Source organism: Mycobacterium asiaticum DSM 44297, from assembly GCF_000613245.1.
In the GTDB taxonomy this organism is placed as follows: Bacteria; Actinomycetota; Actinomycetes; order Mycobacteriales; family Mycobacteriaceae; genus Mycobacterium; species Mycobacterium asiaticum.
The window spans coordinates 148,304-163,718 of the sequence record NZ_HG964939.1; the positions used below are offsets into that span (position 1 = coordinate 148,304).

Annotated in this window: 16 protein-coding genes and 1 pseudogene; 4 read left to right on the forward strand and 13 right to left on the reverse strand. The window is 60.9% G+C overall.

Annotated elements, in window-relative coordinates; translation table 11 throughout:
- Position 1: 1 nt before the first annotated feature.
- The 4 genes from dbpB (BN972_RS24660) to BN972_RS29370 are packed head-to-tail and all read right to left on the reverse strand — an operon-like array spanning position 2 to position 4,371.
- Positions 2 to 1,102 (reverse strand): DGQHR domain-containing protein DpdB, encoded by a 1,101-nt coding sequence (gene dbpB, locus BN972_RS24660; RefSeq protein WP_036364235.1) that lies wholly within the window; start codon positions 1,100 to 1,102, stop codon positions 2 to 4.
- The gene (gene dpdA / locus BN972_RS24665) at positions 1,095 to 2,339 is read right to left on the reverse strand and encodes a tRNA-guanine transglycosylase DpdA (protein WP_036364238.1); all 1,245 of its coding nucleotides are present in this window, start codon (positions 2,337 to 2,339) and stop codon (positions 1,095 to 1,097) included. Before dpdA ends, dbpB (BN972_RS24660) begins: the two co-directional genes overlap by 8 nt.
- A complete protein-coding gene (gene dbpB, locus BN972_RS24670) occupies positions 2,336 to 3,478 on the reverse strand; it encodes a DGQHR domain-containing protein DpdB (RefSeq protein ID WP_036364240.1) in 1,143 nt (380 codons plus the stop codon). The genes dpdA and dbpB (BN972_RS24670) overlap by 4 nt, the downstream gene beginning before the upstream one ends.
- Positions 3,475 to 4,371: a hypothetical protein gene (locus tag BN972_RS29370; RefSeq protein ID WP_142277077.1), complete on the reverse strand. Its 897-nt coding sequence runs from the start codon at positions 4,369 to 4,371 to the stop codon at positions 3,475 to 3,477. Before BN972_RS29370 ends, dbpB (BN972_RS24670) begins: the two co-directional genes overlap by 4 nt.
- 98 nt (positions 4,372 to 4,469) lie before the next feature.
- Between BN972_RS29370 and queC the strand changes: the two genes are divergently transcribed.
- Genes queC through folE2 form a run of 4 tightly spaced genes read left to right on the forward strand, consistent with a single transcriptional unit; the run spans position 4,470 to position 6,995 of the window.
- Positions 4,470 to 5,159, forward strand: coding sequence for a 7-cyano-7-deazaguanine synthase QueC (gene queC, locus BN972_RS24680; RefSeq protein WP_036364243.1), 690 nt, complete (start codon positions 4,470 to 4,472; stop codon positions 5,157 to 5,159).
- Positions 5,156 to 5,797, forward strand: coding sequence for a 7-carboxy-7-deazaguanine synthase (gene queE, locus BN972_RS24685; protein WP_235192581.1), 642 nt, complete (start codon positions 5,156 to 5,158; stop codon positions 5,795 to 5,797). Before queC ends, queE begins: the two co-directional genes overlap by 4 nt.
- Positions 5,794 to 6,177 carry a 6-carboxytetrahydropterin synthase QueD gene (gene queD, locus BN972_RS28565; protein WP_080697178.1) on the forward strand — a complete coding sequence of 128 codons (384 nt, stop codon included), beginning with the start codon at positions 5,794 to 5,796 and terminating at the stop codon, positions 6,175 to 6,177. The genes queE and queD overlap by 4 nt, the downstream gene beginning before the upstream one ends.
- Positions 6,174 to 6,995, forward strand: coding sequence for a GTP cyclohydrolase FolE2 (folE2, locus tag BN972_RS24690; RefSeq protein ID WP_051545796.1), 822 nt, complete (start codon positions 6,174 to 6,176; stop codon positions 6,993 to 6,995). Before queD ends, folE2 begins: the two co-directional genes overlap by 4 nt.
- A gap of 130 nt (positions 6,996 to 7,125) precedes the next feature.
- Here folE2 and BN972_RS29375 read toward each other — a convergent pair whose 3' ends face one another.
- From BN972_RS29375 to BN972_RS24730, 9 genes and pseudogenes are all read right to left on the reverse strand, one after another.
- Positions 7,126 to 7,482 (reverse strand): hypothetical protein, encoded by a 357-nt coding sequence (locus tag BN972_RS29375; RefSeq protein ID WP_142277076.1) that lies wholly within the window; start codon positions 7,480 to 7,482, stop codon positions 7,126 to 7,128.
- Complete coding sequence (locus BN972_RS24695) at positions 7,448 to 7,765, reverse strand: hypothetical protein (RefSeq protein ID WP_036364246.1); 318 nt, start codon at positions 7,763 to 7,765, stop codon at positions 7,448 to 7,450. Before BN972_RS24695 ends, BN972_RS29375 begins: the two co-directional genes overlap by 35 nt.
- Positions 7,766 to 8,121: 356 nt before the next feature.
- Entirely contained in the window at positions 8,122 to 8,451 is a 330-nt protein-coding gene (locus BN972_RS24700; RefSeq protein WP_036364249.1) for a hypothetical protein, read from the reverse strand.
- Between the two features lie 246 nt (positions 8,452 to 8,697).
- On the reverse strand, positions 8,698 to 10,512 hold the full coding sequence (locus BN972_RS24705) for a DNA polymerase (RefSeq protein ID WP_080697180.1): 1,815 nt from the start codon (positions 10,510 to 10,512) through the stop codon (positions 8,698 to 8,700).
- 3 nt (positions 10,513 to 10,515) lie between these two features.
- On the reverse strand, positions 10,516 to 11,142 hold the full coding sequence (locus tag BN972_RS24710) for a hypothetical protein (protein ID WP_142277075.1): 627 nt from the start codon (positions 11,140 to 11,142) through the stop codon (positions 10,516 to 10,518).
- 66 nt (positions 11,143 to 11,208) lie between these two features.
- Entirely contained in the window at positions 11,209 to 11,475 is a 267-nt protein-coding gene (locus BN972_RS24715) for a DUF7457 domain-containing protein (protein ID WP_142277074.1), read from the reverse strand.
- Between the two features lie 393 nt (positions 11,476 to 11,868).
- On the reverse strand, positions 11,869 to 12,060 hold the full coding sequence (locus BN972_RS28570; RefSeq protein WP_036364257.1) for an excisionase family DNA-binding protein: 192 nt from the start codon (positions 12,058 to 12,060) through the stop codon (positions 11,869 to 11,871).
- Between the two features lie 552 nt (positions 12,061 to 12,612).
- Positions 12,613 to 13,998, reverse strand: coding sequence for a recombinase family protein (locus tag BN972_RS24725; protein WP_036364260.1), 1,386 nt, complete (start codon positions 13,996 to 13,998; stop codon positions 12,613 to 12,615).
- Positions 13,952 to 15,326, reverse strand: a pseudogene (locus BN972_RS24730) (HNH endonuclease signature motif containing protein). Before BN972_RS24730 ends, BN972_RS24725 begins: the two are co-directional and overlap by 47 nt.
- Between the last annotated feature and the right edge of the window lie 89 nt (positions 15,327 to 15,415).

The following is a 15,415-nucleotide window of genomic DNA, read 5'->3' on the forward strand; positions in this document are numbered from 1 at the left end:
TTCAGCGGTGCGGTAAAGCTGTGAGCAGTAGGTTCGTCAGCAGTTTCACATCATTCGGAGTGTTCTGCAGTCCGTTCCAGCGACGCTGGTCGTCCGGCCCTAAGTTCCAAGTTCCGTAGGACCAGGCGGTCACCTCTGATAATGCGGCAAGTTGATGTTCCAATCCGATGCTGGGGAGCGCATCTGCCTCGTAGCCCTCGGTTAACGCGTCCATCACGTATCCGAGGGCTTGGATACCGACTCCGTGAGTCAACCGCGACTTGCGGGGAATCAGCTTCCATTCGATCGGCCAAGTAGCCTCCACGAGGTTCCAAAATATCTTCAGATGAACAAGCATCTGCTCGATATCTCCCGATCCATCAGCAGGATCACGGTATTGGTACAGAGCACCGTCGTAGAGACTGTTCTCGATCATTCTCAACACACTGTTGTCTTTAATGTAGCCATCCGGCGACGTAGGTGTCGCGACTACGCCACTGAACGGACTATCGGTGTCGAGATTCAGACGCGTCATGAGCTGAGCGGGGAGTCGCCTACGGGCGTATTTGGGCGGCAGGTATCCGCTTGCCTCCGGCAACAACTCGTGGATCAATCCTTTTGGTAGTGGCTTGGTGTTATTGACTAAGATAAATTGAGAGCGTTGCTCCTCGGCATCAGAAGCAATGAAAGCAACTGCAGCTAAGGGGAACTCGGCGACATCGGCATCACGGATCGCCGCGACTCGTTGTTGGCCATCGACCAGTAGCGCCGGCTTGTCGGCGTCCTCGATCGTTTCGTCGACAGGGATGATCAACTCACCCATTATTGAGTAGTCGACTTTGCTACGTCGCTTGGTTTCGAATCGCACACGCGAATCGAAAGCGAGTACAACAGCATTCGGCAGCAGCGCTTCGGGAGACTCGATGTAACGACGTATCGCCCGAATGTGATTGATAACCTCCGGGCGTTGGTAGCCAGCCAGCCCGCCGTCGCCCGATCGGCGAACCCGGGAGACTGCGGTGAAGTCAAGGAGGCGCTTGCCGTCTATGCCAAAGCAGTAGATCTTGCGCTCGCCTTGACGCACCTCGAGTGCGGGCACCCTGATTTCGTACCTGTCAGCCATGCTTGATCCTTCCCGGGCGTTTGGGCTTGGCCGCTTTGAGTCGTTTCATCTTCTCCGCAAGCACCGACAGGTTGTGGAAGCCCCGCCGCTTGTTTCGTTCGCTGCCGCGAAAGATCGCGATCTCGATCCCGTGTTCGGCGCAAAGGCCACACTGGCACTCACGCCATGGCGCTCGCATGAGCGTCCGCCGATACTGCTCCTCGTACTCCCCTTTTAGGCCCACGATCTTTCCGTAGTCCAAGACGGTGGCTAGCACTTCATCCAGGTCGCAGGACCCTGTGTCAAAGTCCCTGAGGCGTCTTAGGCTCTGCCTTTCGGCTTCGATCGCGTGCCTTTGGGAGACTGTTCCCGAAAGGATCGCTTTCTTGAGCGTGATGTTTCCGTCAACCTGCGGGACGCGGATGGCCGAGTATCGATCGTCGGCAGTGTGGTAGTTGTCGCGCTCGTCCATGAACGATTGCCTGAAAGAGGATGTACTGTCGAAGCTCGTCACGCCCAATCGCCTGAATTCCGCGATGGATTCCATGCGGGTGATTCCCAGCAGGTGAAGTTCGGTGTTCGGGCGGCGGATGTTTGCTATCTCTTCCAGGCATGCAATTATGTCCGGTGTCTTCAGGGCAACCATGCCGCCCAGAGCAATTCGCTGATACCCCATGCCTTGTAGTTCACGTACGCTGTCGGCGAAGCTAGCAGGGTCCCAGCCCTGCGCCGCCCCTATCGGCTCGAAGTTCGCACGTTGATCCAAGACCGCCGATAAGAACTTCTCGGCGTAGGTGAGCGAGACGCGGCGCCTCTCCTTCCATTCGTTCGGAGGGGCGCCGGTGCCCGGACGGCGGTAGCCAAGTATGACGTGATCGATGCTTACGCCGGCATTGAAGCCGCATTGGCCGTAGAAGTCGAGAACCTCGTTTGTTGAGTATGGCGGTTCAGGCTCGTTTACGTACGTGAATGCGCCACAGTCCCCGAGCGTGTCGATCGACGGTGGCAGACGAAAGAACGTCCGAACGCCAAGTCGATACAGGCGCTGGCGCTGCGGCATTGAGTATTTGCCGACCTCTCTCCCCGTACCGTCGACGATGGCCTTCGATACCAGAAGGCCATCGTACGGACGCATGGTGAGCACCTCGTGTGCGTAGCGGTCGTCGCGCTGGCGTACGCGGAGTGGCGAATGCTCGTCGTGGATGAAGTCATAGGACGGACTGACCTGGTCTTGGCTGTCGGGGAAGTAGAACTTCATGGCTGCTCCTTGCGGGCAGCCACGTACGCTCGAGCAAGATAGTTCGACAGGCTGGATATGTGTTTGGCCACGTTCTGCAACTCGTTCCAAGGCAAGCCGAGTTCGGACCAAGTTCCGTTCGTCCAGCGACATTGATCGGCAATGCGCGCAAGTTCCCTGCGTGTGGCCGCCTGCGGATCCGAAGAGTTAAGGTCGATGTGAACCATCACCCGATCCATCAATCGGCCCATCGCTCGAATACCTACGCCACCCATGAGCTTTGACGTCGTTGGCGGCTTGCCCCACGCGTCGGGGAAGGTTTCCCGAACCGCGCCCCAGTAGGTCAGCAGCACCCGTCGGATGCCGTCTGTATCGGTTGAGCCGGTGGCCATGTTTCGGTAGGGAAATAAGACCCCTGACGGCGATTCGAGAGATTCACGGATTGCCTCCACAAGGCTGGTATCTGTCACGACGCTCTGGCGGCGATCATCCACTTCCGTGGAAGCCCGCTTAATAAGACCAAAAAACGGCGACTCCGGATCGCGGTTAAGCATATCGACGAGCGCTGATGGCATGCGGCGCTGCGACAGTCGAGGCGACGGCGCCGAAATCACTTCTGGTAGAAGCTCAGTGACGAGGTTGGCTGGCAGCGGCGCAACGGTGTTAATCCGCAGGAATTGATCGCGCTGCATCTCCAATGTTGGGGCGACAAAACCTGCAACCGGTACCGGGATGCGCGCGTTCTTCGTTCGCGCCAAAGCAAGGCTGCGCTGCTGACCGTCGACAATCCATGCAGGTCGCTGGGCGGCATCATCGGAAGGGACTGGTATTTCCAACGTGCCCGAGGTCGCCAAGCCGTCGGTCGTTCCTGGTCCACGGCTTGATCGGAACCGCACCGTATCGGGAAGGGCCAGAATGAGGCCATTCGGGAATAGGACATCCCCCTCGTCGAGGTATTCCAGGATGTGCCTGACGTGGGCGCGCCGTTCCGGCCGCTGGTAACCGATGAGCTTTCCCGCCTCATCTCGTGATATGCGGGCCACGTCAGCAACAAGGCTGATTTCCTCGGCGGCCAAAGCGAACAGATACACCGGCATCGTTGGGTTCTGCTCAATCCTCAGAGCGCGCCGCTCGAGAAACGTTTCTTTACTTTCAGTCATGACGAACCCACGGTGTCGCGAAAGAGTTCGCCAAATCGCTTTTGCTCGCAGGCGATGCCGGCATCGCGGACACGCCGCAAAGCACGCGTCGCTGACAGGGTCGGATCAGAAGCCTTGAGCTTGCTAATCAGTCCAAGCAGCTGGGCATCCGTCATCGGTGACCGCCGATACTCTTCGACGTGGGCCGCCGATTGCGCCCAACGAGTCCATGCCCTCTCATCCGCAACGCTATAAAGAGGTAAGCACGACCGCCGTGCCAGCCACGCTCGGGCCATGCGAATCGTGAGACTCGATGCTGTTCCGCCCAGTTCCCGCCGAAGTGCCCGGTCGGCCGCAAGCCTAGGCATTCCCGCGATGTTGCGCGCGCCACCCACGAGAAGAACATCGCCACCTAGGGTCGCCAGCGCCGCAAGATCCTCGTCCATAGCGCGAGCGTAGGTTTCTGACAGAACCAGGAGCACCCGATCATCCGCAGTTTCGCACAGACGACGGGCACCGCGAAGCGTGCGCAATCGCACCCACCATCGCCCTAATTGAACTTGACCGGACCCCACCGAATCCGCGTGACCACCGGCGAAAGTGGCTGCATAGGCAGGCCCGTACGAGTCCACCTCGCGCAATCCCAGACCGGCCGAAGCAACCAGTAGTTTCACATCGAACCCCGAGTCAGATGCATCACCGGCGAGTTTCCGCACCTGTTGCCACGCCTCCCCTTGATAAAGATCGATCAGTTTGGTGGTGCCAGGCGCCGCTTCAACGCGCCGACGCCAACTGGCAAAGCGAGTGCTCAAGTCTCCGGGTGGCAGTGATCGCAACCGCAGGTCCGGCGTAGGAACCTGAGATTTCCGGTCAGTGCAGTTGACTACTATCGTCAGTTTCACCAGTCGTGTCACTTCCCCGGTCCAAATAACTGTCGGCGCGTTGCGCTCGGCTAGATCGTGTAGTTTCGGCTACTATAACCCCAACCACCGACGCAGCGCAGGAGGATGCCATGGACACACCGGCGGTAGTACTGCTAAGCGGGGGGCTTGACTCAACGACGGCGCTGGCGATCGCCAAGCATCAGGGGTTCCGTCCGTACGCGCTGTCCTTTAGATACGGACAACGCCACGCGATCGAACTCGCAGCTGCTAAGCGAGTCGCACACGCCTACGGGGTGGCCGGCCACGTCGTGGCCGAGATCGATCTGCGCGTCTTCGGAGGTTCGTCGCTCACCTCCGACGCAGAAGTTCCGAAGCATGCCACGGTCGATGCACTCACAGACGAGATTCCATCCACATACGTGCCTGCGCGCAACACCATCTTCTTGTCGTTTGCGTTGGCGTACGCCGAGACTGTCGGGGCGTGCGACATATTCATAGGTGTGAACGCCCTCGACTATTCCGGCTATCCGGACTGCCGCCCGGAATACATTGCGGCGTTCCAGACGATGGCTAACCTTGCTACGAAGGCCGGCGTAGGCGGAAAGTCCGTAACGATCCATACACCGCTCATCGAGATGACCAAAGCGGAGATCGTACGGACTGGCTTAGGCCTGGGCGTCGACTACAGCCTCACTTCGTCGTGTTACGACCCAGATACGGCAGGTAAGCCATGCGGTCGATGCGACTCATGCCTGTTGCGCCTGAAGGGTTTCGCCGAAGCCGGCCAAACCGATCCCCTTATCTATCAGGCGGCGTGAACGTGGCATACACCGTCAAAGAGATCTTCTACACCCTTCAAGGGGAGGGCGCCCACACGGGGAGGCCGGCGGTGTTCTGCCGATTTGCATCCTGCAATCTCTGGACCGGGCGCGAGAGAGATCGAGAGAGGGCGATCTGCAAGTTCTGCGACACCGATTTCGTCGGAACCGACGGACCGGGGGGCGGCCGCTTCGTCGATGCTCATGAGTTGGCAATGGCTATCGAGAAAGCATGGCCAGAATCGACTCCTGACAACAGGATGGTTGTTTGCACGGGTGGCGAACCCCTCCTGCAACTCGATAAGCCGCTCGTTGATGCGCTGCACGAACTGGATTTCTACGTAGCAGTGGAGACGAATGGAACGCAACCTGCTCCAACCGGCATCGACTGGATCTGCGTGAGCCCCAAGGTCGGCGCACCGTTAGTGCTGACGTCAGGAGACGAACTGAAGCTGGTGTATCCACAGGCTGGGGGCGAGCCACAGCAGTTTGAAGACCTCGACTTCAGGTCGTTTCGGCTCTCCCCAATGGACGGACCAGCTGTCCATCAGAACACCGCTGCAGCAGTCGAATATTGCCTTAAGCGCCCACGGTGGCATCTGAGCTTGCAAACCCACAAGTACCTAGGAATACCGTGACTGAGACGGCAGAAATCCACTGGGAGTTCACGTTTGAAGCAGCGCACCGCCTCCCTAACGTTCCCAGCGAACACAAGTGCTCGCGGCTACACGGCCACTCTTACCGCGCGCGCATCCACGTGACCGGGCCAATCGACCCTAAGTCTGGATGGATCATCGACTTTGGCAACATTAAGGATGCCTGCAAGCCAGTGGTAGCCCAGCTTGATCACTACTACCTGAATGAAATTCCTGGCCTAGAAAACCCAACGAGTGAGCGGCTAGCTGTATGGATCTGGCATGAGTTAGAGGCGTCTCTGCCCCTCATGTCGGCCGTGAGTGTCTCCGAAACATGCACCTCCGGATGCACGTATAGAGGACCCCGGGTCGCGGGCCCATGACCACGCTCGTTGACATTCAAAGTGAAACTGATGACCGTGGCGTGGCCATTGAAGAGGTCGGCATCTCAGGCCTGCGCTATCCAGTCAGTTTCGACGACGGTGATCTGCGTCAGTCAACGACCGCGGACATCGAACTGACCATCAGCTTGCCTGCTGACCGCAGGGGCACACACATGAGCCGGATGGTCCAGTTGGTCGATTCTCATCTGGGAGTGATCAACCCTTATGAGTTGACCCGCGTCCTGAAAGCTGCGGGCGCCGTGCTGGAAGTGGACAAATCCATTCTCCGCGTGCAGATGCCGCTCGCGACGAGATTGGCTGCGCCTACGTCAGGCGAAGAAGGTTGGCAAGTCCACGATGTCGAACTCGAAGCTGGGTGCTCCGCTGATCGCATGACCTTGCGAACCAGCGTGTCTTGTGATGTAACGACGTTGTGCCCATGTAGCAAGGCGATCAGCGATTATGGAGCTCACAATCAGCGCAGCCGCGTAACACTGAGCGTGCAAGGGTGCGGCGATAGCCCCTATCCTATGAGCGTTTCAAAGCTCGTTCAGATGATTAGGGCTTCAGGTTCCTGCGCCGTATATCCGGTCGTGAAGCGGCCAGATGAACGCGCCATTACCATGGCCGCCTACGAGAACCCGCGATTTGTCGAGGACGTTGTCCGTGAGCTCTCGATCGCATGCCGCACACTTCTGCTCCCGCACCAAATCCAGGCTCGGAACATTGAGAGCATCCATAGCCACGATGCCATTGCCCGCCTACGGTGGTCACCGGATAGGTCGCAGATGCGTTATGCGCTTTCCGGTAGCCAGTGATGGTGTGTTTTGAAGACCGCTCATCCAGCTCATCGAAGCTGGCGGCCGTAACCTCGACGGCCCCGCCGCTGAGGTTACGTGGTTACAAGTCGGTTCCTCTTCTTGCGTCGTGCGTACATTAATTGCCTTCTCAGCAAGGCAATTCGCGAATGCGATAGCCGATGCATTGCCCAAAATCCAGCTCACGACGTACCGAAACCCACCTTGAGCTGAGCAAACGTGCATCTGGTCGGCTGGTACGTACACGGCCGGGATACGCGCGGATCTGCAGCCCGAACGGCACTTTCGTTGTGGCAGCATGTTGAAACAGCGCCCCATCGTCTGACATTGGAGCCGCGTCATTCCAATCGGTCGCGAGCCAGGTCGACACCAGCCATGTGCAGCCGTGCAGGCGATTGCTTTCGGCAAACACAGAAGACGATGGCACCTGGCCATTCAGCCCGCCGCTGACATCAAGAATAAAGGCCGTAAAACCGGGCTTGCTCATCGAGCACCCGAAGACACGCCGCCGTCGCTATGTGGTCGCCCTGCAGAGCCCGCGGCCAGTGCGCCAACAGCAGCGCCTCAGACCGCTCGATGAACAGCGCCCCATCCCGCGACCGCACCACCTCAAGTCGGCCCGCTTCGTCGCTTAGCTTCCGCTTCACGATGTCACCGACGCTGGTCGGAGACCGCAATCCAACCACCGCGCCGATTTCACGGTAGCTCAACCCGGCCAAGAACAACCGAAGCACCCGCGCGTCACGCCGGGCCCGTTCAGCAACTCTCATGCGTCCAGTCTGTGCCATCGCACCGTCACGCCGCGCATATGCCGTTGCCGCATGTCGCACCGCTCCGGCGACCCCGGGACCAGAGCAGTTTTTTTGTCCAGTCAATCGGGGGGAGAGACCCACTGCTGGGGGGAAGTGGTCGACCGCTCGCGTTCGCGCGGCTACCCCCCCAACCCCATGAGCAGACCGGCCCGTCCAGGGAGGCGACAGGGCTCGGTTGAAAGCAACGATCATGTCGGTGGGATGCGATCAGAAGGGCGCCAGTGGATCCGCCAGTTCGCTGTTGGGTGCGTTGAAGGAGTCGTCAACGCCGGGGACTACGGTTCTGTGAGCCCAGTGCGGTAAGCCCCACTCCTCTACCGGTAGGTTGCAGATCTCGTCGCGCCGGTAGCGGTCCCGTCCGCATCCGACAATCCAGATCGCATCCAGCCCTCATCGACGGAATTGTGAAGGTACACCTCGTCGAGGTACTGCTGCGCAAGACCAAGATCCCACTCACCCTCCCAGCATTCAGCGATCTGCTGCGATCCGCCTGGGACGCGGACGGTGAGGATGTGATAGTGGCATCCCGCGCGGCTCTTGTCTTTCATCGGCGTTGACGCCTCGCGATGGGCGTTCCACCGGGCGCCCCACGTGAGCTTGAGCACGGCGGGGTTGGCGGCATCCAGATCCGCTGTCCGGTTCACAAGGAGCTCCGCAATAGTCCGAACGAATTGAGTTGGCCAACGTCCGCCGGCAACGCGGAGCGGGCACAGTCGATGCTCAACATCGGTCAATGCCCTCCGGGTCGGGCTTACCAGAAGTGTCACTAGGCACACCGGAGTCGGGAGGTTTGGACATACCTATTGTCTCCCAACGTATTTGAACGGAAGTATTGACTCCAAACCTTGACACACCTATATATGATTTAAGGGTGGTGGGGTGGGAATAGATTAATTGCCACCTGCCTCACCTTGCTTACCTTCTTCGCCTACCTGACCTGCCTCACCTTGCTTACCTCCTTCACCTCCCTGGCGTTCTAACCTGTCTAAGATTTCCGACACTCTTTCCCACATCACACGGCCGCGGGCATCGGAATACCGTTCAGGCCAACTGATCACCTCCGCATCGGTGCCAACCTCCAGCCCGTCGAGCACTATCCGAGATGCTTCCGCCATCGCGGCGCGAATAGCCGCCACAGCGTCGTCGATGCTGCCCAGGTCAGCCTCGATCAACACCGCATCGTGGACAGGAGCGCACACGCGAATACCCCGCTCTGTGGCCAAACAGCATGCAAGTCGTAGCATTTCGGCACCATTGGCCTGCATCGGGAAGTTACGTAACGTCGTCGGCCGCGGCGTGTTTTCAGTCCGCAGTGTCCACCCGAACACTGTTGACAAATAGCCCCGCAACTGCCCCATGTTGACGACGTGGTCGGCCCAGGCAGTAAACGTCGGGAACGTCCGCGCCAGCCGGCGAAGCAGGTCCTGGGCCTCGATGACCGATAACCCCGTCCGAGCCGCCAGGCTGGGAGCCTGCATGCCGTAGTTCGTGCCCAGCAGACAGGTCTTGCATAGGTCGCGAATCTTCTTGTGAGAGTCCTTGGTTGCGTCCGGCGGCGCGAGGCCGGCTATTTTGGCGAACATCAAGTAGGGGTCACCCGACGACACCGCATCCAACAGCGCCCGATCACCAGACAACTGTGCCGCGATGTACATCTCCTGGGACTTCCAGTCGACGTAGGCCAGGGCCCGACCCTCAGGTGGCTTGATCAGTCCCCGCAGCCACACACTCGGCCCAAAGATGAACTTGTTATTGCTCGGTGTGTTACGGCCGCTCGACGCACCAAACGGGCTCAACAGCACCCGATTGCGGTGATCGGGACCGACCGCCAGCTTCTCCAATCGCAGCTCGCTGAGCGAATGGCGCAGCTCCTTCAGCGGCTCCAATTGCGGGTATCGCCTCGCCTGGTCGCGGAATGTTTCTCGGTCGAGCTGGAGCTGCCCGGTCGCGGTCCGCGGCCAGTCGATGCCATTGTCGACGCAGTACGCGGCCAACAACCCTGACTTGAAGACCGAGCCGTCGTATACGTTGTAGTCCTTATCCACAGCGGTGATTAGGTCCCGCTTAATGCTGCCCCAATGTCGGCGCAGCGGCACGAGCATGTCGCTGTCGATCGGCACGCCGACGCGCTCCATACGAGCCGCCGCGGCCATATACCGGCCACGGAACAGCGCGTGCCCCAGTCCTGTAGGACGCTTCAGTATGCCGGGCAGCATCCGTTCCAGTAACGCTCCCAGCGGGTCGACGTCGGTTTGACAGTAGTCCAAGATCCGCTGACGCTCCGACAATGACCAGGGTCCGCCGCGCATCACCAGCCCGCGTTCCTCCGTCTTCTGCTCGGCGGTAATCGTGGATATGCCGTGATGTGACAGCGCGCCTAACAGGCTGCGTCCTTCGGGCAAGGGAATGCCGTTGGTGGCGTTGCGAAATTCGGTGTAGAGGTCGAGGAGCCGCGTCGGTACCGGCCAGCCCAGTTGTAAGAAGCATCCAAGCTCGGCGGTTGCGAAGTAGGCGACGACTAGGGTGGTGTCGTCGACTGGAAATGGCGGCCGGGTGCCGAGTTCGTCCTGCCACAAGCGGACGAGCTTGTTGGAGCCAAGTTCCCGGGCGACCATGCAGACCGGAACAGGCAAGGCCCCCGGCTCCGAGACGAACTCGAAGTCGATGCACCAGATCTCCCGAAAGGGCAATCCAAGGACGCCCATTCGTCACATCTCCCCCTCCAGCTCGCGGATCACCGGGTGGTCCTCCCGGTCGATCAGGTTGTGCCGGAACGCGATTTCGATCAGGTCCCGAAAGCTCTTGTCAGGCCATTGCGGCTCGCCCAGATCACCCTTCGCGCGGAATATTTCATAGCCGCCGAGGTCTGAGTTCCACACGACCTTGGTCCATAGCTGCTTGGCCTGTTCTGCACCCTGGAGCGCGGTGTCGGACACTCGGCGGATGCGGTCGTGACCTTCCACTGGGAGCTTGACCGGCCAGAGGAACACCGTGCCGCGCTTGGTGATCCCGACGAATAGACGTGTCCTGCGAAGCTCCGGCAGGACTAGGTGCTGCACTTCAGGCGCCACCAGGTAACACTCGCGATCCAGCCCAGAATTGGCCTCCAAGAGAAGCACGTCGAGCACATGGTCAGGGTGGACACGGACGAACTCCCGCCCCGGCTTCCTAACCGGAACCGCTGTGAGGACCTTCTCCACCTCGACATCGGCCAGCGCGCCCGCGCGCAGCGCTTCGGGATCGAACGGATCGTAGGCTTCCGCTTTGCTAGGTGCTTCGCCGTTCAGCAGAGGCACTTCTGCAACGAGAGAATCGGATTCGGGTATCTTTGTCATGATTAATCTTTCGTGTTGATTTGGACGGCCGTCTCCTCATCAGGCGGCCGTTCTTGCTTTTGCAAGTCAGGCCGCTCCAGGCGACTGATAGGGCACCGCTTCGTCGTCACCGGCGCACTCCTCCACCGCCGCGGGAATTGTCCTCCGGCATACGTGCTGGCCAGTGCCGTCTTCGCGGTGGATCCGGACGACATGTGCCTGCTGGTGGCCGTCGATCGCCCTGACGTGGCAACCCGCCGGGTGATCGGCCCAGTAGTGCAGCCCGACCGCTTCGCACGCGGCCAGGCGTTCGCGGGTGCTTTTGGGCAACTGACAGGCGCGGGAGCTACTCATCGCTGCCCGCTAAGTCGTACTGGTTGGCGAGCTGCTCGATGATGTGCCAGGTTTCGACCGGAAGGTATCTCCCGGCTACTCGTAGCGCGTCGACGGCGCCAGCGGTGAATCCGTCACGCCATCACCGCGTAACGGCCGATGTGTCGAGACACCGGTGTAGCCTGTAAACGTTGGTGGCTTTTGGCGAGGCCCTTGACGCATGGACCCGGGCAGTTTGATGAGGCTGTCCGGGCCGCGTCGTCTTTAGGCGGCCCTTTGGGCGGCGTCACGACGTACCTGACTCGCGCCGGACAGGCTTCAGTAGCTCGGCCAGCTTTGCACGCTGTTCTGCGGTCAAAGGTTTTGCAGTGCTGAGGGTTTTCTTCACCCAGGCGTCGGTCTGCGCGTCGGGGGTCATGCTGCGCCGCCAGACGATTGCATGGCGGCGTCGATCTCGCCGACACGAAGCCGCACAATTCGACAACCGGCTCGGTAAGCGGTAAGCCGACCATCGGCAATCATGGCGCGGATGGTTCGGGGGGTGACGCCGAGGTACTCGGCAGCCTTCAAAATGGTGATGTATTGATGCCGTAGTGTTTCGGACACAACAACCTCTCAGGGCATGCGAAAACGCTGGCCCTCCGGGGAGAGGATGTCGTCATCAGGCGGGGTTGGATTGCCAACGCGGCCCGGAACAGTCCCCACACTACCTGTTACTCGCGGCAAGGTTAGGTTTTTGGCGGGCGTGTCGCGGAAACTACGGCCAGGCGCGTCGTATCAGCTCTCGGGCGCTGATCTTGGCCTCGTTGCGGTCAGCCAGATCATCAAATACTGCTGACAGCGGACTACCATCGTTTCGTATCTCGTCGAATCCGCAACGTGGGCAATGGAACCGATACTGCAAACGCACATGAGGTATGCCCGCCTCGCGCAACCGGCGACCCTGCGGACCTTTGCGGCGATGATGGACGTGCTCGCGTGTCCGCTGCACACGCCCACTGCCGTCAACAAACTTTTTAGAAGGCACCCAGTCGCGACCCTGCGGGAAAGACTCGTCCACTAGCCGCACGTACGTGATCACGATAGTAAGCTCGTGCTGTGCATCGGCAGAACCGTCGCAATACACAGTGATTGCGTAGTCACCGCGCCACGTCACACTCATCGCCAACTCACCTGTACCCTTTCGGGATTGAACGTTCGGCCGCTCTTACCGACAGGTGCCACAGTCGCAGTCATCAGCACGTCCACCACAGCGCGAAAGCGGTCCGGGGATAGCCCGCGCACCGCGTCCAGCACCTCCGGGGTGCCCAACGGCAGGTCTCGGAACACCCGCACACGTTCCTGATCCTGTTGGCGTCGTTCAAGTTTCGCGATTTTCTCCCCAATAATGTCACTGCTGATCTTCACCTGTCGCGCCGTCAACAGCCCCTCGGCACGCTCAACCGCCAGAGCGTCCAACTCCCCATACAAGGCGTTAATTTCAGCGCGGATAGCCTCGGCCTGTTCCTGGTCCTGTATCTCAGCCTTCAACAGGTCCGCGGCATCGTCCATGGCCAGGCGCCCACCAACGATGTCCAACAGCAGCGGTTCCACGTACTCGGCGCGGACGTTGATGCCGTGGCAGCCCTTGCAGATGTAGGTCAGATGTTTCGTGGTCTTCCCTACGTACGCACCGGAGAGATAGCCGCCGCACTTGCCGCAGCCCAGCACACCGGTCAGTAGATGCTTGCGCACGCTTTTACGGCCCGGTGCGCGACCGGGCGCGTCCAATACCGCCTGCGCCGCCCAGAACATCTGCTCATCCACCAGCGGCGGCCAATTGCCTTTACCCACAATGTCGTTATGGGTCACCGCGCCGTAGCGCACCCCGTAGGTTCGCAATCCAGCGTTGCGCGGTTTACGCAGAAACTTGGACACCACGGTCGGTGTCCACGGCTTACCGTGGACGGTCAGCGCGCCGGCCTCGTTGAACAACCTGCACACGTCCCCCAGGCTGGCCCCGGCCAGAACCGCCGCATACGCCTGTTTGACTAGCGGCGCAGTGGCCGGGTCGGGTTGACGGTGGTCGTCGTAGCCGAACGCTTGTGACCAGTTCGGCACCCCGCGTTCAGCCAGCTGGCGGGTCGCCCGCAACTGGCGCGCCCGGCGATGCTCACCCTCATGGGCAGCTACAGAACCCTTCAACCTCGCCACCAGACGGCCCTGGGGTTTGGAGAGGTCGACGTCCCCGGACACGGTCGCCAAGGCCAGGTGCTTCTCATCTGCCAGCGCCATGAACGATTCCAGTTCTATCGGGCGGCGGTGCAGCCGGTCCAAGTCCCACACCACCACCGCGCCGATGCGACCTTCACGCACATCGGCCAGCATCCGCTCATAGGCGCGCCTGAGCTTGCCGTTAGTCGCGCTGGTGTCGTTGTCCAGGTATTCGACGGGATCCCAGCCCCTGTCCTGGCACAACGCAAGGCAGTCCTCGCGTTGCCGGGTGACGCCGAGCTGTTCACCCGACCTGTCTTCGCTGATCCGGAGATAGACAGCTGCATCCATGCCTAAAGAGTACTTCGGAAGTTCGCGGTTGGCCGTAATCGAGGTGGGCCGGTGGGAGCCATTCGGTTTGGCCACGGGCGTTTTTGCGGGTGGTCCAGCCCTTCTCAGCCAGTCTGTTATCGGTCCCACAGGCCAGGGTGAGGTCGGTGATGTCGGTGCGCCCGGTGCTGGCCCAGCCGGTGACGTGGTGGACCTCGCTGTGGTAGCCGGATTGATCGCAGCCGGGGCGGGTGCAGCCCCGGTCCAGCGCGTGCAGCATGAGCCGCTGCGCCGGGTTGGCGAATCGCTTGGCGTGATACAGCGCTAATGGCTTGGATTGGTCGAAGATCGCCAGATAGTGATGCGCCCCCTGGGCGGCCATGCGGATCAGATCGGCCATCGGCAGCAGGGAGCCGCCGGCGGTGCGCGCCTGACCGGTGCCGGCTTCGAGATCCTTCAGCGTGGTGGTCACGATCACGGTGACCGGCAGGCCGCGGTGCTGACCCAGCTTCCCGGAGGCGAACAGGGTGCGGATCGCGGTGGCCAGGGCGTCGTGATGGCGTTGGGTGGTGCTGCGCAGGTCGCGGCGCGCGGCCCTGTCTTCGGGCTCCCCGTGCACGGCCGGGGCGTCGTCATCAGGGTTGGCCATGCCGGGGGCGGCGAGTTTGGCCAGCAGGGCTTCGACCAATGCCCGCAGGTCGGGGGTGATCAACCCGGACAGCCGTGACATGCCGTCAAACTCTTGCTTGCCCAAGACGAGGCTGCGTTTGCGGGCCCGATCCTCTTCGGAGTAGTCGCCGTCGGGGTGCAGTAGGGCCATGAGCTGGGTGGGCGTAGCGGGCGACCTGATCGGGCCGGTACTGGCGGGCTTTGCCGGCCAGGTCGGCTTCGGCGGCGGCGCGGGTGAACACATCGACATGGGTGGGTAGGTGGGTGAAGAAGTCGCGGATGACTTTCACGTGCCCCTCACCGATCAGGCCCTCGCGCTGGCGACGCGCTGTAGCAGTCAGCACCGGCGCCAACGGTTCCCCGGTCAACGCACGCCGCTCACCTAGATCCTCGGCCTCGGCAATACGCCGGCCCGCCTCGGCCTTGGTGATCCGCAACCGATCCGCCAACGCGCACGTCAGCGTGCCACCGAGTTCTTCCGTGCTGGCCTGGGCGCCGAGCTCATTGATCAACCCATGCTGCGGGACACGTAGCCGCCGAGCGAGGCGCTCCAAACGCTCCAAGGCCCGCAACCGCTCCGGATTCGTCAACACATCAAAGGACAACCCACACAACCGATCCACCTCGGCATCGAGCGCGTCGAAGACCTCCACGATCTCCTCACGCGAACTCGAAACCATAGCCACATGCTATGCAAGACCACTGACAAGTTTCGCTTCGTGGAAAGGCTTAAAATTGCGCAGCGCAACGCAGTTCGGCTCAGCGCCAG

Bases quoted from the DNA above. Each gene is read 5' to 3' on its own strand.
- dbpB (WP_036364235.1), bottom strand. From the start codon at position 1,102: ATGGCTGACAGGTACGAAATCAGGGTGCCCGCACTCGAGGTGCGTCAA.
- dpdA (WP_036364238.1), bottom strand. From the start codon at position 2,339: ATGAAGTTCTACTTCCCCGACAGCCAAGACCAGGTCAGTCCGTCCTAT.
- dbpB (WP_036364240.1), bottom strand. From the start codon at position 3,478: ATGACTGAAAGTAAAGAAACGTTTCTCGAGCGGCGCGCTCTGAGGATT.
- queC (WP_036364243.1), top strand. From the start codon at position 4,470: ATGGACACACCGGCGGTAGTACTGCTAAGCGGGGGGCTTGACTCAACG.
- folE2 (WP_051545796.1), top strand. From the start codon at position 6,174: ATGACCACGCTCGTTGACATTCAAAGTGAAACTGATGACCGTGGCGTG.
- BN972_RS29375 (WP_142277076.1), bottom strand. From the start codon at position 7,482: ATGAGCAAGCCCGGTTTTACGGCCTTTATTCTTGATGTCAGCGGCGGG.
- BN972_RS24695 (WP_036364246.1), bottom strand. From the start codon at position 7,765: ATGAGAGTTGCTGAACGGGCCCGGCGTGACGCGCGGGTGCTTCGGTTG.
- BN972_RS24705 (WP_080697180.1), bottom strand. From the start codon at position 10,512: ATGGGCGTCCTTGGATTGCCCTTTCGGGAGATCTGGTGCATCGACTTC.
- BN972_RS24710 (WP_142277075.1), bottom strand. From the start codon at position 11,142: ATGACAAAGATACCCGAATCCGATTCTCTCGTTGCAGAAGTGCCTCTG.
- BN972_RS24715 (WP_142277074.1), bottom strand. From the start codon at position 11,475: ATGAGTAGCTCCCGCGCCTGTCAGTTGCCCAAAAGCACCCGCGAACGC.
- BN972_RS24725 (WP_036364260.1), bottom strand. From the start codon at position 13,998: ATGGATGCAGCTGTCTATCTCCGGATCAGCGAAGACAGGTCGGGTGAA.